General features: G+C 69.6%; 17 protein-coding genes. 12 read left to right on the top strand and 5 right to left on the bottom strand.

All coding sequences use genetic code 11. The features are described from left to right. Position 1: 1 nt before the first annotated feature. Entirely contained in the window at positions 2–1,534 is a 1,533-nt protein-coding gene (locus tag ACGFZQ_RS43765) for a long-chain fatty acid--CoA ligase (protein ID WP_393845136.1), read from the bottom strand. A 172-nt stretch (positions 1,535–1,706) separates the two neighbouring features. On the opposite strand from ACGFZQ_RS43765, the gene ACGFZQ_RS43760 reads away from it, so the two are divergent. From ACGFZQ_RS43760 to ACGFZQ_RS43750, 3 genes are read left to right on the top strand one after another with little or no spacing between them, the layout of a single operon-like run. Then, entirely contained in the window at positions 1,707–2,495 is a 789-nt protein-coding gene (locus tag ACGFZQ_RS43760) for an enoyl-CoA hydratase/isomerase family protein (RefSeq protein ID WP_393845135.1), read from the top strand. Positions 2,496–2,536: 41 nt separating this feature from the next. Further along, entirely contained in the window at positions 2,537–3,595 is a 1,059-nt protein-coding gene (locus tag ACGFZQ_RS43755) for an alcohol dehydrogenase catalytic domain-containing protein (RefSeq protein ID WP_393845134.1), read from the top strand. Between the two features lies 1 nt (position 3,596). Then, a complete protein-coding gene (locus ACGFZQ_RS43750; protein WP_393845133.1) occupies positions 3,597–4,751 on the top strand; it encodes an acyl-CoA dehydrogenase family protein in 1,155 nt (384 codons plus the stop codon). A gap of 40 nt (positions 4,752–4,791) precedes the next feature. Here ACGFZQ_RS43750 and ACGFZQ_RS43745 read toward each other — a convergent pair whose 3' ends face one another. Continuing rightward, a complete protein-coding gene (locus tag ACGFZQ_RS43745) occupies positions 4,792–5,499 on the bottom strand; it encodes a TetR family transcriptional regulator (protein ID WP_393845132.1) in 708 nt (235 codons plus the stop codon). Positions 5,500–5,607: 108 nt separating this feature from the next. On the opposite strand from ACGFZQ_RS43745, the gene ACGFZQ_RS43740 reads away from it, so the two are divergent. Then, positions 5,608–7,608, top strand: a complete 2,001-nt coding sequence (locus tag ACGFZQ_RS43740) for a pyruvate dehydrogenase complex E1 component subunit beta (RefSeq protein ID WP_393845131.1) — start codon at positions 5,608–5,610, stop codon at positions 7,606–7,608. Positions 7,609–7,780: 172 nt separating this feature from the next. Here the strand turns inward: ACGFZQ_RS43740 and ACGFZQ_RS43735 are convergent, their stop codons facing one another. Beyond that, positions 7,781–8,830, bottom strand: coding sequence for a cyclase family protein (locus ACGFZQ_RS43735; protein WP_393845130.1), 1,050 nt, complete (start codon positions 8,828–8,830; stop codon positions 7,781–7,783). Between the two features lie 160 nt (positions 8,831–8,990). Between ACGFZQ_RS43735 and ACGFZQ_RS43730 the strand changes: the two genes are divergently transcribed. Then, positions 8,991–9,389: a nuclear transport factor 2 family protein gene (locus tag ACGFZQ_RS43730; protein WP_393845129.1), complete on the top strand. Its 399-nt coding sequence runs from the start codon at positions 8,991–8,993 to the stop codon at positions 9,387–9,389. A gap of 51 nt (positions 9,390–9,440) precedes the next feature. Then, positions 9,441–9,848 (top strand): nuclear transport factor 2 family protein, encoded by a 408-nt coding sequence (locus ACGFZQ_RS43725; RefSeq protein WP_393845128.1) that lies wholly within the window; start codon positions 9,441–9,443, stop codon positions 9,846–9,848. A gap of 68 nt (positions 9,849–9,916) precedes the next feature. Here the strand turns inward: ACGFZQ_RS43725 and ACGFZQ_RS43720 are convergent, their stop codons facing one another. After that, a complete protein-coding gene (locus ACGFZQ_RS43720; RefSeq protein WP_393845127.1) occupies positions 9,917–11,560 on the bottom strand; it encodes a flavin-containing monooxygenase in 1,644 nt (547 codons plus the stop codon). A gap of 178 nt (positions 11,561–11,738) precedes the next feature. Here ACGFZQ_RS43720 and ACGFZQ_RS43715 point away from each other — a divergent pair, with 178 nt between their 5' ends. The 6 genes from ACGFZQ_RS43715 to ACGFZQ_RS43690 all read left to right on the top strand — a co-directional run bounded on the left by ACGFZQ_RS43715 (position 11,739) and on the right by ACGFZQ_RS43690 (position 16,743). Then, positions 11,739–12,131 carry a carboxymuconolactone decarboxylase family protein gene (locus ACGFZQ_RS43715; RefSeq protein ID WP_393845126.1) on the top strand — a complete coding sequence of 131 codons (393 nt, stop codon included), beginning with the start codon at positions 11,739–11,741 and terminating at the stop codon, positions 12,129–12,131. A gap of 63 nt (positions 12,132–12,194) precedes the next feature. After that, positions 12,195–12,935 (top strand): SDR family NAD(P)-dependent oxidoreductase, encoded by a 741-nt coding sequence (locus ACGFZQ_RS43710; protein WP_393845125.1) that lies wholly within the window; start codon positions 12,195–12,197, stop codon positions 12,933–12,935. A gap of 54 nt (positions 12,936–12,989) precedes the next feature. Continuing rightward, the gene (locus tag ACGFZQ_RS43705) at positions 12,990–14,186 is read left to right on the top strand and encodes an NAD(P)/FAD-dependent oxidoreductase (RefSeq protein ID WP_393845124.1); all 1,197 of its coding nucleotides are present in this window, start codon (positions 12,990–12,992) and stop codon (positions 14,184–14,186) included. 40 nt (positions 14,187–14,226) lie between these two features. Beyond that, entirely contained in the window at positions 14,227–14,421 is a 195-nt protein-coding gene (locus ACGFZQ_RS43700) for a ferredoxin (protein ID WP_393845123.1), read from the top strand. A 51-nt stretch (positions 14,422–14,472) separates the two neighbouring features. Continuing rightward, complete coding sequence (locus ACGFZQ_RS43695; RefSeq protein ID WP_393845122.1) at positions 14,473–15,711, top strand: cytochrome P450; 1,239 nt, start codon at positions 14,473–14,475, stop codon at positions 15,709–15,711. Positions 15,712–15,801: 90 nt separating this feature from the next. After that, the gene (locus ACGFZQ_RS43690) at positions 15,802–16,743 is read left to right on the top strand and encodes an SDR family NAD(P)-dependent oxidoreductase (RefSeq protein WP_393845121.1); all 942 of its coding nucleotides are present in this window, start codon (positions 15,802–15,804) and stop codon (positions 16,741–16,743) included. A 413-nt stretch (positions 16,744–17,156) separates the two neighbouring features. Here ACGFZQ_RS43690 and ACGFZQ_RS43685 read toward each other — a convergent pair whose 3' ends face one another. After that, complete coding sequence (locus ACGFZQ_RS43685) at positions 17,157–18,614, bottom strand: MFS transporter (protein ID WP_393845120.1); 1,458 nt, start codon at positions 18,612–18,614, stop codon at positions 17,157–17,159. Positions 18,615–18,768 lie beyond the last annotated feature (154 nt).

Raw genomic sequence — 18,768 nt, 5'->3', positions numbered from 1 at the left:
GTCAGCCCTCCACGGGGATGTCGCGCAGGGTCCGCTTGAGGACCTTGCCCGAGGGGGTACGGGGAAGCTCGTCGACGACGTCGAAGCGGACCGGCACCTTGAACTTGGCCAGCCGCTCCAGGCAGAACTCCCGCAACTCGTCCGGTCCGGCGCCCGCTCCGGGCCGGAACACCACGAAGGCGCGCGGGACTTCGCCCCAGCGGGGGTGGGGCAGGCCGACCACTGCGGCCTCCAGGACGGCGGGGTGTTCGTACAGCACCCGCTCGACCTCGGGCGTGGCGATGTTCTCCCCGCCGGAGACGATCATGTCCTTCTTGCGGTCGTCGATGAAGAGGAAGCCGTCCTCGTCGACGTGCCCGATGTCCCCGGTGTGGAACCAGCCGTCCTTGAGGGCGGCGGCGGTGGCCTTCTCGTCACGCCAGTAGCCGGCGAAGACCTTCGGGCCGCGCACCGTGATCTCGCCCAGCTCGCCGGCCGGGACCTCCTCGCCGGTGTCGTCGACGATCCGCACGCGCGTGTGCGGCACGGGACGGCCGACCGAGCCGAGCTTGGACAGCGCGTGCTGCCGGTCGAGGAAGGTGTCGCCCGAGACGGTCTCGGTCAGTCCGTAGGCGTCGGCGAACCAGGCGTTGGGGAAGGCGTTCATGATGCGCCGCAGGACCGGCTCGGGGGTCTTCTCGCCGCCGCCGAGGATGAAGCGCATCGAGCTGGTGTCGTACGACTCCCGGTCCGGCACCTCCAGGACCGCGTTGACCATCGCGGGGGCCAGCCAGGCATTCGTCACCCGGTGCTCCTGGATCGCGCGCAGGGCGCCCTGAGGGTCGAACTTCCGCTGGAGCACCACGTTTCCGCCCGCGTACAGGACCCCGAGGGCGGGCATGTCCAGTCCACCCACGTGGTACAGCGGCCCGCAGACCAGCGTGGTGTCGTCCGCGGTCAGGCCGAAGTGGACGATGTGGGCAAGGTTCTTGGCCTGCACGTTCCCGTACGTGATGCGCACGCCCTTGGGCCGTGAGGTGGTGCCGGAGGTGTACATCAGCCGCTGGAGGTCATCCGCTGCGACGTCCACCGGCTCCACCCGGGCGCCCCGGTGCCGGTCGAGGAGGGCCTCGTAACCAGTCCACTGGTCGGACGGGGTCCCGCCGTCCACCAGGACGCGGTGCTCGAGGCCGACCGGTTTCCCTGCCATGCGGTCTGTGGCGCCCACGAACTCCGGCTCGGTGACGATCACCTTCGCCTGGGCGTTGTCCAGGATGTACGCCCATTCCTCTTCGGACAGGCGATAGTTCAGCGGCAGGAAGACCGCCCCGACGCGGCTCGTGGCGTAGAGCAGTTCCAGGAACTCGGGCCGGTTGTAGAGGAGCAGGGCCACGACGTCGCCGCGCCCGACGCCCAGCTCCGTCAGGCCCGCGGCCAGCTGGTTCACCCGTTCATGGAGTTCGCGCACCGTCAGGCGGCGCTCCTCCTGCGTCACGGCCACAGCGTCGGGCCGCTGGGCCAGGTGGTAATCGAGGATGCTCGAGAAATTGTGCACGGCGACTCTTCCGGCTCTGCGGCCGGGATTATCCCGACCGGTCGGTTGCCCGCTACCAAGATTTAGTGTACCTCTTGGTCTATAAAACGTTGAGCCGCACTTTACGACGGAGCCCACTGGTCGACAACCATCCAGGCGGGCTCCATGTCGCTCCCACACCGAGGAGGGCCTCATGCCTCGCATCCGTCTCGACACCGACGGACCCGTCGTCACGGTCCGTCTCGAACACCCGCCGATGAACGCCTTCGACACCGCCCAGCGCGCGGAGCTGGCCGCCGCCGTGCGCGAGCTGGCGGACGATCGCGCGGTGCGGGCCGTGGTGCTCTACGGCGGTGAACGGCTCTTCGCCGCGGGAGCGGACGTCAAGGCGCTGGCCCTGATGGGACCCGAAGAGGTCCGGGGCTGGAACCGGGCGCTGCAGCGGACCTTCGACGAGGTTGCCCGGCTGCCCGTGCCTGTCGTCGCCGCGATCACCGGGTACGCCCTCGGCGGCGGCCTCGAACTGGCCCTCGCCGCCGACTACCGGGTGGCGGCCGGCGACGCGCTCCTCGGCCAGCCCGAAGTGCAGCTCGGCATCATCCCGGGGTCGGGCGGCACCCAGCGGCTGACCCGGCTGATCGGGCCGTCGCGGGCCAAGAACCTACTGATGACCGGCCGTCGGGTGGGCGCCGAGGAGGCGCTGCGCCTCGGACTGGTGGACGAGGTTGTGCCCGCCGACGAGGTGTACGACACGGCCCTGCGGTACGCCCGGCGGCTCGCCGAGGGGCCCGCCGCGGCTCTGGAGGCGATCAAGGAGGCCGTGGACCACGGTGCCGACAGCGGTCTGTCCGCCGGGCTCGCGCTCGAACGGTCCCTGTTCACCGGGGTGTTCGGGACGGCGGACGCCGCCACCGGCCTGCGGTCCTTCCTCGAACACGGCCCGGGCAAGGCGCGCTTCGAAGGACCCGAGCGGGACAACTAGGCGCGCTGGGACGGTCGTACGACAAGAAAGGGGTGGAGAGGATGAAGGCACTGCGCTGGCACGGCGCACGCGATCTGCGGCTGGAGGATGTCCCCGGCCCACCGGAGCCCGGAGCGCACGAGGCGGTGGTCGAGGTCTCCTGGTGCGGGGTGTGCGGTACCGACCTGCACGAGTTCCTCGAAGGACCGCACATGATCCGCAGCGATCCGCACCCGCTCACCGGTGCCAGGCCGCCCCTCGCCCTCGGCCACGAACTGAGCGGCACCGTGGTCGCGTTGGGCAGGGCGGTACCCGGCATCGCGATCGGCGACCGGGTGACCGCCGACCCCGTGTGGCGGTGCGGTGTCTGTTTCTGGTGCGTGCGCGGTGAGTACCACATATGCCCCAAGAGCGGCTCGGTGGGCCTTGCCTCGCCCGGTGCCTTCGCCGATCGCGTCACCGTGCCGATCGCGGGCCTCACCCGGCTGCCCGACAACGTGAGCGACGAGATGGCGGCCGCCGCCGAACCTCTCGCGGTGGGCCTGCACGCCGTCACCCGGGCCGGTGTCCGGCCCGGCGACAACGTCCTGGTCGTCGGCGGCGGTCCCATCGGTTTCGCCGTCGTCCTTGCGGCCCGCCTCGCGGGCGCCGCCGGTCTCTATGTCAGCGAACCCCTGAAGGAACGCCGGGAGAAGCTCCTCGACATCGGTGTCACCGAAGCCTTCGACCCGCGCGAGACCGACGTACGCCGTGAGGTGTTCCTGAAGACCGGCCGCATCGGCCCGGACGTCGTCATCGACGCCACCGGTGTCCCCGCGCTCGCGGCCCAGGCGGTGGCCACCGTCCGGCGCGGCGGACGGGTCGTGCTCGCCGGCGTCGGCCATGGCAGCGTCGAGTTCGACATGGGCCAACTCGTCTTCTACGAGCGGTCCGTGGTCGGCACGCTCGGCTACAACTTCGACATCCCCCGGGTGATCGACCTGATGAGCACCGGGCGCCTGGACGCCTCGCCCCTGATCACCGGACGTTTCTCGCTCTCGGAAGGAGCCGGGGTCTTCGCGGACCTGGCAGCCGACCGCGCAAGGCACCTGAAGGTGCTGCTGACCCCGAAGGGACTGTGACATGGATTTCGACCTGCCGGAGGAGACGCGGGACCTGCAGGACATGGTCCGCGAGTTCGCGGCCAAGGAGATCACCCCGAACGCGGCCGAGTGGTCTGAGAACGAGCAGTTCCCGACCCACATCTTCACCAAGCTCGGCGAACTCGGCCTGATGGGCATGCTCGTGCCCGAGGTGTACGAAGGCGCGGGTTCCGACACCGTCTCCTACGTCGCCGTCATGGAGGAACTCGGCGCCGCCGACCAGTCGGTGGCCTCCTCCTGGAACGCGCACTCGACCATCGCCACCCTCCCGCTGCTGGCCTACGGCACCGAGGAGCAGAAGCAGCGCTGGCTGGCCCCGCTGGCCCGGGGCGAGGCCATCGGCGCGTTCGGCCTGACCGAGCCCGGTGCCGGTTCCGACGCCGCGGGCATCACCACCACGGCACAGCGGCGCGACGGCGGCTGGGTGATCAACGGCACCAAGATGTTCATCACCAACGCCGGTACCGACATCAGCCAGGGCGTCACTCTGCTGGCCACCACGGGCAAGAACGAGGACGGGCGGAAACGCTTCGCCACCTTCTACGTCCCGACCGGCACCCCCGGCTACACCTACGGGGCCAAGCTGAAGAAGCTCGGCTGGCACGCCATGGACACCCGGGAACTGGTCTTCGACGACTGCTGGATCTCCGACGACCACCTCATCGGCGACGAGGGGGGCGGGCTACGCCAGTTCCTCTCCGTCCTCGACAAGGGCCGTATCAGCGTCGCCGCCCTGGGCCTGTCCCTGGCCAAAGCCGCGCTCGCACTGGCCGTCAAACACGCCACGGAGCGGCACCAGTTCGACCGGCCGCTGTCCTCGTTCCAGGCGGTGGCGCACAAGATCGCCGATATCGGTACCGAGTACGAGGCCGCCCGGTGGATGGTCTACCGCGCCGCCTGGCTCGCCGACCAGGGCCGCCCGTACAGCAAGGAAGCCGCCATGGCGAAGCTGTACACCTCCGAGGTCGCCAACCGGGCCGCGTCCCAGGCCTTGCAGATTCACGGCGGCTACGGCTACGTGCGAGAGTCGGAGATCTCGCGGTTCTACGCCGACGCCAAGATCCTCGAGATCGGCGAGGGCACGAACGAGATCCAGCGCGACGTCATCGCCCGGGCGCTGGTGAAGGAGGCGTAAGAGGAGAAGGGGCCCGCGGTGTGCGCTGCGGGCCCCTCGGTCACCCGGTCGCCTCGGCGGACTGCCACTCGGCTTCGGGATCGAGCGGCAGATCGGGGCGGTCGCGCTTGAACGCGTCCGCCTCCTCCTCCACGTCCGGCAGGACCGCGCCCGGCGCGCCGAAACCGCGCAGCAGGGTGCCGCAGTACTCACGCGACAGCTGGGCCGCGTCCCAGCGGCCGTCCGGCTTCACCCACTGGTAGGTGTGGTTGTGCAGGTTCAGGAACTGCAGGGTGGCCAGTCGCGGCGGCATCGTACGGAAGCGGCCCTGCTCGACGGCCTCGGTGAGCAGTCCTCTGACCAGCCGTTCGAACTCGGAGCGCTGGCCGAGCAGCGTCTGCAGGTAGTCGCCGGTGAGACTGCGGTAGTCGTGCTCGTAGACCCAGATGTGGTCGAGCCTGCGGAGGATGGTCGTCAGCAGCGCCTCCGACAGCAGCCGCAGCCGCACCAGCGGATCCGCGTCGAGGGCCGCGATCTCCCGGGCCCGGGACAGCAGCGGGGTCATCACCCGGGACTGGATCTCGATCAGCAGATTCTCCTTGGAGCCGATGTAGTAGTACAGAGCTCCCTTGGCGAGCCCCACCGCCCGGCCCAGGTCGTTGACGGAGGTCGCCGCGTAGCCCTGGCGGGCGAACAGCTCGGCGGCCGCGTCGATGATCTTCTGCCGCCGGACCTCGTAGTCCGGCCCGTGGCCCGGTGGTCTGGGCATTTCGTCTCTCCCCGCCGACGAACAGTTTGTTAGACCAGACGGTACATTAAAAGTAGGAGTCAGGCGGTGCGGTCGCGTGCCGCCCACGCGAGCAATGCGAGGACGCGCATGACGACTGAGGCACCACAGCAGACCACGACAGGAGCCACGCACGCGGATCAGCTCCTGGAGATGTACCGGCGGATGCGCCGTATCCGGCGCTTCGAGGAGCGGGCGTCCGACCTGTACAAGGCGACGGAGATTCCCGGCTTCCTCCATCTGTCGATCGGTCAGGAGGCCAGTGCCGTCGGCGCCTGCTGGCCCCTCGGACCCCGGGACGGCATCACCTCCACCCACCGCGGCCACGGCCACGTGCTGGCCAAGGGCCTGGACTCGGCGTCCATGATGGCCGAGCTGATGGGCAAGGAGGCGGGCACCTGCCACGGCCGCGGCGGCTCGATGCACATCGCCGACCCGGGTCTCGGCATCTACGGCGCCAACGGCATCGTCGGCGCCGGACTCCCCATCGCCGCCGGAGTGGCGACCGCGGCCAAGCTGCGCGAGGCCGGCGACGTGGTGGTGGCCTTCTTCGGGGACGGGGCGGTCGCCCAGGGGATGTTCCACGAGGCCGTGAACCTGGCCGCCGTATGGGACCTGCCGGTCGTCTTCCTGTGCGAGAACAACCACTACTCGGAGTTCTCGCCCGCCTCCGAGCAGCACCGGGCCACCTTGTCGGCCCGCGCGGCGGGTTACGGGATCGGGTACGCGCATGTCGACGGCAACGACGTGCTCGCGGTGGCGGGGATGATGACCGACGTGGTGGCGCGGCTTCGCGGCGGTGGCGGCCCGGTCCTGGTGGAGGCGGAGACCTATCGCTGGCACGGCCACTACGAAGGCGACCCCGAGCGCTACCGCAGCGCCGAGGAGGTCGCCGCGGCCAAGGAGCGCGACCCGCTGCTGGTGGCGCGCCGGCACCTGGCGGCCGCCGGAGTGCCGACGGCCGAGGCCGACGCGGTCGACGAGGAGATCGACAAGGAGATCGACTCGGCGGTGCAGTGGGCCAGGAGCCTGCCCGAGCCGGCTCCCGAGACCCTGTACGACTTCGTCTCGGCGCCCCGCCCCGCCCTGCCGGAGCCGGCCGCCCCGCCCGCCGGCGGCGAGGTCTTCCGCTCCATGGACGCCGTCAGGCTCGCGCTGGAACACGAACTCACCGCCGATCCCACCGTGTTCGTCGCCGGCATCGACGTCGGCGCGGGCGGCAACGTCTTCGGGCTCACCCGGGGTCTGGCCCACGCGTTCCCGGGCCGGGTCCGTGACACGCCGATCAGTGAGAGCGCGATCCTCGGTACGGCCGTGGGAGCGGCGATGGCCGGGATGAAGCCGGTGGTCGAGATCATGTACATGGACTTCATCGGCGTCGCCCTGGACATGCTGCTCAACCAGGCCGCCAAGCTGCGCTTCATGACCGGCGGCCGGGCCTCGATGCCGCTGGTGGTGCGCACCCAGTTCGGCGCCGGGCGCTCCTCGGGCAGTCAGCACTCGCAGAGCCTGGAGGCGCTGCTCGCGCACATCCCCGGGCTGACCGTGGTGATGCCGTCCAACCCGGCCGACACCTACGGCCTCCTGCGCGCCGCCATCCAGGACCCCAACCCGGTCGTCTTCGTCGAGAACCGGCTGCAGTATGGCTTGAAGGGCCCGCAGCCGCCGGTCGACCACCTGATCCCGCTGGGCCGGGCCAAAGTGGTCCGTGAGGGCACCGACATCACGCTCGTCTCCTGGTCGCGGATGGTCCAGGAGGCCCTGGCCGCCTCCGAGTCGCTCGCCGCGGAGGGTGTGAGCGTGGAAGTGATCGACCTGCGCACGATCGCCCCACTGGACCGGGAGACGGTTCTCGCCTCCCTCGCCAAGACCAACCGGCTGGTCATCGCGCACGAGGCGGTAAAGGATTTCGGTGTCGGCGCCGAACTGTCCGCCCTCGCCGTCGACGAGGGCTTCTGGCACCTGGACGCGCCCGTCACCCGGGTCGCGGCGCCGGCGATGCCCGCTCCGTACGCCCCGTCGCTGGAACGGCTGTGGCTGCCGTCGCGCGACACCATCGCCGACACCCTGCGGCGGATCGCTGCGGTGTGAGCCATAGACCGGTGGGCCTGCCCGGGGTGGGCGCGCCCACCGGTCAATGGCCGTAGGACGAAGAGATGCCCCAGGACAAGGTCCTGGGGCATCTCCTGTGTGGTCCGCCGCCGGCCCCGCCTCATCGGCAGGACCAGTCAGGGCCGGTGACGGATCCGGTCCCGCCCGTCCGTCAGACGGTCGCGACCGGAGTGAGCGGGCAGCCCTGGGTGCCGGGCAGGTTGAGCGGGGGAGCGGTGAGGAGGAAGCGGCTGCGGCCGTGCTCGCGCAGCCAGGCGGCGAGGTCGTTCAGGTACCACAGCTCGCCCATCGGCACACCCAGCTTGAACAGGCACAGATGATGGAGCGGGAGCAGGGTGTGCGGGCCCTGGGCCTGGGTGACGCCCACGGCCTCGATCGCGTAGTTGTCCGACGCGATCGCGGAGATCTGCGACTCGGCGACCCATTCGAGCAGCTTCGGGTCGTCCGCGTCGAGGTAGGCCGCCGTCTGGTGGATGGCGACCGGGTCGGGGTTCTTCTCCCAGGCGAGGACCTGGGTGGCGAAGCCCGTGTGCAGCAGGAGGATGTCGCCGGGCTCGACCACGACGTTGTCCGCCGCCATGATCTCCTGGAGCTGCTGGAAGTTGACCGCCTGGTAGCCGGTGCCCAGGTGGTGGGCGATGTCGATGAGGACACCGCGGCCCTGCACCCCGTGTTGGGCCATGTGCTCCAGGCCGAGGTGCCGCGCGAAACTCAGGCTTCCGCTGCCGTCGCCCTTGGCGTCCTCGGCGGGTCCGACGAGGTCGCTGTCCGCCCGGTAGCCGTTGTAGTAGACCGCCTCGGCGACCCCGTCGCCGTCGGCGTCGAACTCGGCGCCCTGGTGGGCGAGGGCGTCCCACTGGGTGGAGTACTGCAGCCACAGGGTGACCACGTCGTCCGACCACACGTCGATGAGGTCGGGCGAGAAGTGCTCCCTGGCCTTGATGTTGTAGAAGACGTCCTGCTTGTGCTGGAGGTCCTCGGTGGGGCGCAGGATCGGCGGGTAGCGGCGCTGGTTCAGCGACGTGCCGCCCGGATAGTCCAGCGGCAGGCTCAGGCTGAAGCTGATCCCGTGCTCGACCTCCCGGACACCCTGCAGGACCTTCTCGGGGGTGAGCAGGTTGATGCGCCCCAGCTCGTCGTCCTCACCGAAATCGCCCCACGTCGAACCAGGCGGCCGCTGCTTCCAACGCTTCGTCATCATAAACGCCTCCTTAGGCGACAGTCCCCGTCGACAGTCGTCCGCATGCTATTTGGATTGTACCGGGCGGTCAACAAATCTGTACGTTTGGGCGCGGGTCTTCATATTGCCAGATACTGAGTAATAGACTGGGCGGTCGAAACGTCAACATCTTGGAGAAGTGATGAGCGAATCCACACAGGCGTGGGTCGCGGCGGGTGTGCGTGCCGTGATCGGGTCGCACACCCAGGCCCAGGACGCCGGCCGCACCGACGACATCGTCGCGCTGTACACATCCGACGCGGTACTGGAGCTTCCGGGCACGGACCCCCTCCAGGGGCACGACGCGCTGCGCGCTGCTTTCAAGGGCTGGGAGCCCACCCGGCCCCAACTGCACCTGGTGAGCAACACGGTCGTCACCTCCTCCGGGCCCGACGAGGCGACCGCGGTGAGCGACGTGGTCTTCCTGCAGCGCGGCGACTCGGGCTGGGCGCCGCAGGTCGTGGGGCGCTACGACGACACCCTGCGCCGGGTCGACGGCACCTGGCTGCTGCAGCGCAGGAAGACGACGTACCAGGTCTAGACGGCGTACCAGGTCCAGCGGCACCCCCACCCCCATCGACTTTGGAGAGACATGAGTACGACTTCTGCTGACATCGAGGCGTTGGTCGCGGCCGGCGTGCAGGCCGCCATCGGCGCCTACGCGCAGGCGCTGGACGCCGGCCGCACCGACGACATCGCCGAGCTCTTCGCGCCGGACGGCGTCGCCGAGATAGCCGGCATGGCCACGTTCGAGGGCCGGGACGCGATCAGGAAGGGCTTCGCGGCCTTCGCACCGGCCCAGCCGCAGCTGCATCTGGTCGCCAACACGGTGGTCACCTCATTCACCGAGGAGGAGGCCACGGCGGTCAGCAACCTGGCGTTCTTCCAGCGCGGCGAGTCGGGCTGGGCCGTACAGCTCGTCGGACGCTACGACGACACCCTGCGCCGGACGGGCGGCAAGTGGCTCTTCCAGCACAGGGTCACGACGTTCCTGCCGTAGGACTTCCGTAGCAACGGATCCGGACGCCCGTGCCACCCACGTCCAGGGCGGCACGGGCGTCCGGGCGTTCAGGCGTCGGGCGCTTCGGCCTTGGAGAAGACGAACGTCGCGTACTCGTTCCCCTTGATGGCGGTGATCGCCTCCTGCAGCGCCCACCGGCCCGTCGGGTTCAGCAGCTGCTTGACCGGCTTGCCGGGGATGTTGCCCCCGTAGAAGTAGCTGCTCTCGAGGAACGAAGACATCTTGCTGTTGTTCATGTTGTCCGTCCATTCCGTCTCGGCGGTCTCGGACACCTCGACGGCGTCGTATCCGTTGTCGCGCGCGTGGACGAGCGCGTCCGTGACGATCTCCACCTGGTCGCCGGCGTACCGCGGATTGTTGCCCGTCGCTCCGTGCGGCCCGCCGGGGAAGAAGAAGTTCGGGAAGCCGGCCGTCGCCACCCCGAGGTAGGTGCGCGGGCCGTCCGACCAGTACTCCTTCAGCGGAAGTCCCTGGCGGCCTTGTACACCGAGCCTGTTGAGGGCGCCGGTGCCGAAGTCGTAGCCGGTCGCCCAGATGATGATGTCGAACTCCTCGACACCGGCGGCGGTTTCGATGCCGTCCTCGGTGATGCGGGTGATCGGCGTCGTGTTGATGTCGACGAGGGAGACGTTCGGCTTGTTGTACGTCTCGTAGTAGCCGGTGCCGAAGGGGGGCCGACGTCCGCCGTAGCCGTGGCCCTTGGGGATCAGCTTGTCCGCCGTCTTGGGGTCATTGACGATGCTGCGGATCTTCTTGGCCATGAACGCGCACCACTCCGCGTTCACGGTTTCGTTGAACAGCATGTCCATGTAGTGCTCGGTCAGCTTCGTGAAGCCGGGCCCGTTCCACCGTTCCTCGTAGAACGCCTGGCGTTCCTCCGGGCTGTCGTCGAGGCCCGAACGCATGGCGATCTGGTGGAGGAACCCGCTCGGCGAGGTGTTCAGTGTCTCGCGGATGGACTCGAAGTTCGCCTTGAGCTCGGCCTGTTCCTCGGGCGTGATCGGCCCGTTGTTGAGCGGCGTGAGCCAGTCGGCGTCCTTCTGGAAGACCGTCAGCTGGGCCACGTCGTCCGCGATCGCGGAGATGATCTGCACACCGCTGGATCCGGTGCCGATCTGGGCCACCCGCTTGCCGGTGAAGTCGACGGGGACCTTCGGCCAGCGGGAGGTGTGGTGCTGCGCGCCGCGGAAGTCCTCGCGTCCCGGGATCCCCGGGATGAACGGCACCGACAGGTTGCCGGTCGCCGCGACGACGAACCGTGCCCGGACCGCGGTGCCGTCCGTGGTGGTCACGGTCCAGGTGCCGGTCGTCTCGTCCCAGACCGCCGAGGCCACCTTCGCTCCGAACGAGATGTGGCGCCGCAGGTCGAACCGGTCGACCACGTAGTTGAAGTAGCGCTCGATCTCCGGCTGACCGGCGAAGCGCTCCGACCACTCCCACTCCTCCCACAGCTCCTTGGAGAACAGGTAGCCGTAGGTGTAGCTCTCGGAGTCGAAGCGCGCCTCCGGGTAGCGGTTCCAGTACCAGGTGCCGCCCACACCGCTGCCGGCTTCGAGCAGCTTCGTCGAGAACCCGGCTTCCTGGGCCCGGTACAGCTGGTAGATGCCGGTGACGCCGGCGCCGATGACCAGAACGTCAACGAGGCCTTCGAGGCCCTGGTCCGCCGGGCCGGTCTTCGTCGTTTCGCTCATGTGCTCTCCCGCGTGAGCCTTGATTCATATGTCGACCGGTCAGTCGAATATTGAGGTGAGAGTAGAGGAGGGGTTGGATTCATTCAATGGATGTGAATCTCGCCTGAGAGATTGATTGTACCGACCGTCTGGTCTAACTTTCGCTCAGGGACGCGAAGCAGCGCAACGGGAGTCAGTCATGAGTGACAAGACCGTCGAAGAAACCACCGATCTGCGGGCCGCGGGCTGGAAGGCCATGCGGGCCGCCCTGCCGGGAGTGTTTCCCGAGGGGGACGTCGACCTGCGGGACGGCCGCCTCGGGGAGGAGCTCGTCGACATCGGTCTCACCAGTGTCTGGGGGGCGCTGTGGGGCCGGGAGGGCCTCGCCCCGCGTGATCGCAGCCTGGTCACGCTCGGCATCCTCATCGCCCTCGGGGCGGAGACCGAGCTGAAGACGCACGTCCGCATCGCGCTGACGAACGGTCTCACCCAGGACGAGATCGCCGAGGTCATCTACCACTCCAGCGGCTACACCGGCTTCCCGCGGGCCGTCGCCGCGCGCACTGCCGCCCGCGAGGCGCTCGAGGGCTGAGCACGGCCATCGGCCGGGACGTCGGTCGCCGGCACCGCACACCAAAGCACACGAGGAGCGCACATGTCACTGCAGGGAAAGGTCGCGGTCGTCACGGGCGGCGCGCGGGGAATCGGACGCGGGATCGCGATCGTGCTCGCGGCGAAGGGGGCCGCCGTGGCGGTCTGGGACCTGAACACCGAGGGCGCCGAGAAGACCGCCGCGGAGATCCAGGCGGCAGGCGGCACGGCCGTCGCGGTCGCCGGTGACGCGGCCGACGCCGCGGCCGTGGCTCGGTCCGCGGCGCGCACCCGCGAGGAGCTCGGACCGGTCACGATCCTGGTCAACAACGCGGGGACGACCGCCTACGAGCCCTTCACCAGCATCAGCGAGGCGTCCTGGGACCGCATGATCGGGATCAACCTCAAGGGCCCGTTCCTGGTCACCCAGGAGCTGGTCCCCGACATGCTCGAGGCCGGCTGGGGCCGGATCATCAACATCTCCTCCTCGTCCGCCCAGACCGGCGCACCGGCCATGGCGCACTACGCGTCCTCCAAGGGCGGCGTCATCGGCCTCACCAGGGCGCTGGCGGTTGAGTACATCGAGAAGGGGATCACGGTCAACCACGTCCCGCCGGGGTTCATCGACACCCCGCTGGTGCGCCAAGGCCCCATCGACGTGGAGGCCGCCGCGGCCACGATGCCGATGAAGCGGGCCGGCACGCCCGCGGACGTGGCCCACGCGGTCGCCTACCTCGCCTCGGAGGAGGCGGGCTACGTGACCGGCCAGACGTTCAGCGTCAACGGCGGGCGCTACGTCTACTGACCACTCCGTCCCTCTCGCACCGAACACCGCACCAACGCTGCACTGGAGCCACGAATGAGCATCGAGGACGACGTCAGGGCCCCCGGCCACGTCCTGGTGGTGGGCGCCTCCGCGTCCGGACTGACCACCGTGGAGGCACTGCGCCGCAAGGGCTACAAGGGCCGGATCACGGTGCTCGGCGATGAAACGCACGCACCGTACGACCGGCCGCCGCTGTCCAAGCAGGTGCTCTCCGGAGCCTGGGAACCGGACCGGGCCGCCCTGCGCACGCAGGACGTGCTCGACGGTCTGGACGCCGAGTTCGTCCTCGGCGACCCGGCGGTCTCCCTGGACACGGCGACCCGCACGGTGGTGACCGCCTCCGGGCGTGAGCTGCAGGCCGACGCGATCGTGATCGCCACCGGTGTACGGCCGCGCACCTTGCCCGGCCAGAAAGGCCTGTCCGGCGTGCACGTCCTGCGCACCCTCGACGACTCCCTCACCCTGCGCAAGGAGCTGCTCGGCGCCTCCCGCGTCGTGGTCGTCGGTGAGGGCGTCCTCGGCTCCGAGATCGCCGCCACCGCCCGCACCCAGGGCCTGGACGTCACCCTCACCGGTCCGCTGGCGGCGCCGATGGCCCTCCAGGTGGGCCCGCTGGTCGCGGGCGTGCTGGGCGAGCTGCACAGCGAGCGCGGGGTACAACTGCGACTGGGCACCGGAGTCGCGGGCTTCACCTCCGAGGCGGGGCGGGTCACCGGTGTGCGGCTGACCACCGACGAAGAGCTGCCGGCCGACGTCGTGGTCGTCGCCATCGGCGCCGCCCCGGCCACCGAGTGGCTGGCGGACAGCGGCCTCGAACTCGACAACGGCGTGGTGTGCGACTCGCGTTGCCGCGCAGCGGAGTGCATCTACGCCGTGGGCGACGTGGCCCGCTGGCACCACGAGCATCTCGGCCGCCTCCTGCGACTGGAGAACCGGACCAACGCCACCGAGCAGGCCATAGCGGTCGCCACCAACATCCTCGGCGACGACCAGCCGTACGTGCCGGTGCCGTACTTCTGGACCGACCAGTTCGACGCCAAGCTCCAGGTCCACGGCTTCCTGCCCGCCGACGCCGAAGTAGACGTCGTAGAGGGAGAGTTGGCCGCCCGGCGCTTCGTCGCCCAGTATCGCAGCGAGGGCCGGGTCACCGGCGTCCTCGGCTGGAACATGCCCAAGCAGACCCGCCTGCGCCGACAGGAGATCGTCGACGCCCTCGCTACCGCCCCCTGAACCACCCCACCCCCCACCCCGGAACCACCAGGAGTGAACCATGAAGGTCATCGTCGACGAAGAGAAGTGCGTTGCCGCAGGACAGTGCGTGGCCGCCGCCGTGGACGTGTTCGACCAGCGCGAGGAAGACGGCATCGTCATCCTCCTCGACGAGAACCCGCCGGCCGAGCTGGCCGATGACGTCCGCAACGCCGCAGCGGTGTGCCCCGCCCTGGCCATCCGTATTGGGGAATAGCGCCCCCGAACGTCATCCCTTCCCCCCATCCCATCACCGGAGGAACAATCCATGGCCGAGGAAGACACCCGGCACGCCAACGACGAGCCGACGTACTTCTACCAGGACGACCGGGACGCCAAGTGCCCGTTCGCGCCGCCACGCGGGCTGCGCGCCCTGAACGAGAAGGGTCCCGTGACCAGGGCCCGGATCTGGGACGGCAGCACCCCGTGGCTGGTCACGGGCCATGCGGCGCAGCGTGCCATCCTGTCCGATCCCCGGGTGAGCTCGGACGACAAACGGGCGGGATTCCCGTACCCGAACAAGGCCATGGCGGCGACCGCCCATCACCACCCGCTGACGATCTTCAACGCCGACGGCGCCGACCACACCCGCATCCGCCGCATGATGACCCGACCGTTCACCCGCCCCCGCATGGAGGCCCTGCGGCCGGACATCCAGCGGTTCACCGACGAGCTCATCGACAAGATGCTCGCCGGCCCCAAGCCTGTGGACCTGGTGACGGCGCTGTCGCTGCCGCTGCCCTCGCTGATGATCTGCGCGCTGCTCGGTGTGCCCTACGAGGACCACGACTTCTTCCAGGAGCACGCCTCCTTCGCCACCCGCAGCGACAAGACGGCCGAGCAGCAGAACGCGGCGAACCAGGCGCTCGGCGGCTATCTGGCCGGACTGCTGCAGAAGAAGATGGACGAGCCGGCCGAGGACGTGCTTTCGGACTTCGCGGCGCGGATCAAGGAGGGCGATCTCACCCTTCCCGAGGCCACCCTTCTCTCTATGATCCTGCTGATCGCCGGTCACGAGACCAGCGCCAACATGATCACGCTGGGCACCGCGCTACTGCTGGAGAACCCCGACGAGATCGCGCGGCTGCGTGAGACAGAGGACACCCGGAAGGCCGCGAACGCGGTCGACGAGATCCTTCGCTATCTGACCGTCGCGACCTTCGGACAGCGGCGCATCGCCGCCGAGGACTTCGAGTTCGAGGGCGCGCAGATCAAGGCCGGCGACGGCATCGTCGTCCCACTGCCCGCCGGCAACTGGGACCCGGAGGCGTTCCCCGAGCCGGAGAAGCTCGACCTCACCCGCAAGGCGAACCACCACCACGCCTTCGGCTGGGGCGTCCACCAGTGCCTGGGCCAGCAGTTGGCCCGGATCGAGCTCCAAGTCGTCTACGGCACCCTCTACCGGCGCATCCCGACCCTGCGCCTCGCGGTCGACCGCGACGAGCTCGCGTTCCGTCCGGCCGACGCGCTCGCCTTCGGCATCGGCGAGCTGCCGGTGACCTGGTGACAGGGACGCCCCGCCATTGACCCGCGGGTCCCTTCCGTAGGGGCGGGGCCCGCATCCCTAACCACACCTGCAGTACAACAGGAGTCAGGCATGAGCGAGTTCAGCTTCGAAGAACGCGTCGCGGTCATCACCGGCGCCGGCCGGGGGATCGGCCGGGCCCATGCCCGCCTTCTCGCGGCGCGCGGGGCGAAGGTCGTCGTCAACGACCTGGGTGGGTCCATGGAGGGCGACGGCTCGGACGTCAGCCCCGCGCAGAAGGTCGTCGAGGAGATCACCGCAGCGGGTGGTGAGGCCGTGGCCGACACCAACGACGTTTCGACGACGACCGGCGGACAGGCCATCATCGACACCGCGATCGAGCACTTCGGCCGCATCGACATCCTCGTCAACAACGCTGGGATCATCCGATGGGCAGGCCTGCCCGAGGTCGACGCGGAGAACCTGGAGCACCACCTCGCCGTGCACCTCGTGGGCTCGTTCAACACGATGCGCGCCGCCTGGCCGCACTTCGTGGAGCAGAGCTATGGCCGGGTCGTCCTGACGACGTCGAGCGGTGTGTTCGGACTGCCCAACAACCTGTCGTACGCGGCGGCCAAGGGCGGCACGATCGGACTCGCCCGCAGCGCGAAGCTGGCGGGCGAGCCGCACAACATCAAGGTCAACCTGATCGCGCCGGCGGCCATGACCCGCATGGGCGGCGGGCCCGAGGAGGAGCCCGCGGAGGCGGTCCCCGGTCAGCCGTACATGCCGTCCGACGCGGTCGCCCCGATGGTGGCGTATCTCGCCCACGAGAGCTGCCCGGTCAGCGGCGAGATCTACACGGCCGGCGCCGGCCGCTTCGCGCGCCTCTTCATCGCCTCGACCGAGGGATACGTCCATCAGGGCGGCCCCGCCACCATCGAGGACGTGGCGGGCAACTGGGACGCCGTCAACGACGAGAAGGGCTACTACGTGCCGTCGGATCTGATGGCGTGGTCGGGCGCGTTCCTGCAGCACCAGTTCGCGCCAGCCGCGGATTCCGCGAACTCGTAGGCGGGTGGCGGCGACACGCCGAGGGGGCGTGTCGCCGCGGCGCCGTGGCATGGAGGGTGATGGCCGAAGGCCGGGCGGAGCGCCCGGCCTTCGGGCTGTGTGATCGAAGGGTTGTCGCTCGAAGGAGGGCGTCCCGCAGAAGGGGGTTCGGGAACGGCCGGTGCGAACCGGCGTTCCGGCGCGAGCCGGTCGGGAAGCATGGCTGCTCGGTCGCCGGTGAAGCCGGTCTGATCAGGGCCACGGTCCGTGCTCCGCATGCCGTGCGGCATCGGCCGTGGAGCGGTGGGGGAGCGGTACGCGGCGAGGGAAAGCGGCACGGGACCGGCCCCGTGTTCCGTCCTCCCCGCCTGACGGGGCACGGAGGGCGAAGCGGGCGGAGCCGGTCCCGTGCGGTGCGCGCCGAGGCCGTGGGGTCAGGCCGCCTGGCCGACCTCGACCTCGTCGAGGCGCTTGCTCCTGGGGATGAGGAGGACGAGCAGGGCGCCCAGGGCGCAGCACCCGACCACGAGCCACAGACCGTTGGTGAAACCGGTGTCGAGGTAGAACTGGGTGCTGTGCATGACCGCCCCGTGCTGGGCCATCACCACGAAGGCCAGCTGGGAGACCACGATCTGGGCGACGCCCTGGCCGAGAGTCTGGGCACCGTTGGCCAGGGCCTGTTCCTCGGGCGTTACCGCCTCGATGATCATGATTGGCACGATGGCCATGACCATGCCCGTGCCCAGCCCGGCGATCAGACCCATGCCCACGATCTGTGGGGCGCTGTGGTGCAGTTGGGTGCCGATGCCGTAGCCGAGGACCGTGAGGGTGGAGCCGGCACCGAGCAGGACGCGCGCGTCCACCCGGCGGGCCAGCCAGCCGGTGCCGACGGCCGCAATGATGATCATTGCGCTGATGGGGCTGGTGACGATGGCGTTGTGGGTGCCGGACCAGCCCAGGCCCTCGGAGACGCTCGGGATCTTCGGCATCAGGATCAGCATCTGGATCACGACGCCGACGGCGCTGAGCGATCCCGCCGCCACCGACGTGGCCAGCAGGACGGTCCACACCTGGCGGCGCCGGGTCATGGCCAGCGGGAACAGGGGCTCGGCGACCCGTCGCTCGATGAGCACGAAGGCGATCAGGGCGATCAGCGCCCCGACGATGTACGCGGCGAACTTTCCGCTGCTCCAGCCCCAGTGCGAGCCCTGGCCGACGGCGTAGACGATCGCCGTGACCGCTCCGCCGAGGAGGAGTCCGCCGATCCAGTCCATCCGGCCGCCCCTCTCACGGACCGGGCTCTCGGGCACGAAGGCAGCCACCAGGGCGAAGCTCACGGCGGTGCTGATGGCCATGAACCACAGCACGCCGCGGAATCCGTAGTCGTCCAGGAGCCAGCCGGACAGGAACGGCCCGCCGAAGGCGACGAGACCGACGCCACCGGCGAGGATGCCGCTGGCGATTCCGACCCAGCGGCGCGGGAAGACGTCACGGGTGATCGCATAGGCCAGCGGCGCGGTGGCCACGTAGACGCCCGCGATGCCGCGCCCGATCAGCAGAGTGCGGTAGTCGGTGGCGACGGCGGCGATGAGGTCGCCGACGAAGCCGAGCCCGGTGGCGACGAGCAGGACCTTCTTCTTGCCGAACAGGGCTGCTGCCTTGACCGCGAACGGCAGAACGAATGTGCCGGTCAGCAAGGTCATCAGGGTGAACCACGCGATCTCCGTGGTCCGGAAGTGGATTGCCACGTCGGCCTGTGCGACGCCGGACAACGCGGCTATCAGCGCGACCAGTTGGACGGTCCACACGAGCGCGACGACGACGAGCGCGTTGCGCGTGGTCGACCGGGATCTCTCGGGCGCAGGCAGGGGAGTGGTTTGTGTCTGGGACATCGGTGGCCTTCCGTGGGTGTGCGGAGGTGCCAGAGAGCGGCTCTGGCCCAGGTGGGTGAGTGGGGATGTGCGGCACGATGTCGGCTGCCCGAAAGATAGACCTGCCGGTCGGTACAATCAATGCGGCTGCGGAATAATGGGGCCTTGGGGTCCG

Origin of the sequence: Streptomyces sp. NPDC048254 (genome assembly GCF_043201895.1) — a bacterium.
Lineage (GTDB): Bacteria > Actinomycetota > Actinomycetes > Streptomycetales > Streptomycetaceae > Streptomyces.
Note: the sequence above shows the minus strand (reverse complement) of the source record. Positions and strands in the feature narration are given on the sequence as shown.

Bases quoted from the DNA above. Each gene is read 5' to 3' on its own strand.
- ACGFZQ_RS43755 (WP_393845134.1), top strand. From the start codon at position 2,537: ATGAAGGCACTGCGCTGGCACGGCGCACGCGATCTGCGGCTGGAGGAT.
- ACGFZQ_RS43700 (WP_393845123.1), top strand. From the start codon at position 14,227: ATGAAGGTCATCGTCGACGAAGAGAAGTGCGTTGCCGCAGGACAGTGC.
- ACGFZQ_RS43745 (WP_393845132.1), bottom strand. From the start codon at position 5,499: ATGCCCAGACCACCGGGCCACGGGCCGGACTACGAGGTCCGGCGGCAG.
- ACGFZQ_RS43740 (WP_393845131.1), top strand. From the start codon at position 5,608: ATGACGACTGAGGCACCACAGCAGACCACGACAGGAGCCACGCACGCG.
- ACGFZQ_RS43735 (WP_393845130.1), bottom strand. From the start codon at position 8,830: ATGATGACGAAGCGTTGGAAGCAGCGGCCGCCTGGTTCGACGTGGGGC.
- ACGFZQ_RS43690 (WP_393845121.1), top strand. From the start codon at position 15,802: ATGAGCGAGTTCAGCTTCGAAGAACGCGTCGCGGTCATCACCGGCGCC.
- ACGFZQ_RS43730 (WP_393845129.1), top strand. From the start codon at position 8,991: ATGAGCGAATCCACACAGGCGTGGGTCGCGGCGGGTGTGCGTGCCGTG.
- ACGFZQ_RS43695 (WP_393845122.1), top strand. From the start codon at position 14,473: ATGGCCGAGGAAGACACCCGGCACGCCAACGACGAGCCGACGTACTTC.
- ACGFZQ_RS43720 (WP_393845127.1), bottom strand. From the start codon at position 11,560: ATGAGCGAAACGACGAAGACCGGCCCGGCGGACCAGGGCCTCGAAGGC.
- ACGFZQ_RS43750 (WP_393845133.1), top strand. From the start codon at position 3,597: ATGGATTTCGACCTGCCGGAGGAGACGCGGGACCTGCAGGACATGGTC.
- ACGFZQ_RS43705 (WP_393845124.1), top strand. From the start codon at position 12,990: ATGAGCATCGAGGACGACGTCAGGGCCCCCGGCCACGTCCTGGTGGTG.
- ACGFZQ_RS43725 (WP_393845128.1), top strand. From the start codon at position 9,441: ATGAGTACGACTTCTGCTGACATCGAGGCGTTGGTCGCGGCCGGCGTG.
- ACGFZQ_RS43685 (WP_393845120.1), bottom strand. From the start codon at position 18,614: ATGTCCCAGACACAAACCACTCCCCTGCCTGCGCCCGAGAGATCCCGG.
- ACGFZQ_RS43710 (WP_393845125.1), top strand. From the start codon at position 12,195: ATGTCACTGCAGGGAAAGGTCGCGGTCGTCACGGGCGGCGCGCGGGGA.
- ACGFZQ_RS43715 (WP_393845126.1), top strand. From the start codon at position 11,739: ATGAGTGACAAGACCGTCGAAGAAACCACCGATCTGCGGGCCGCGGGC.
- ACGFZQ_RS43760 (WP_393845135.1), top strand. From the start codon at position 1,707: ATGCCTCGCATCCGTCTCGACACCGACGGACCCGTCGTCACGGTCCGT.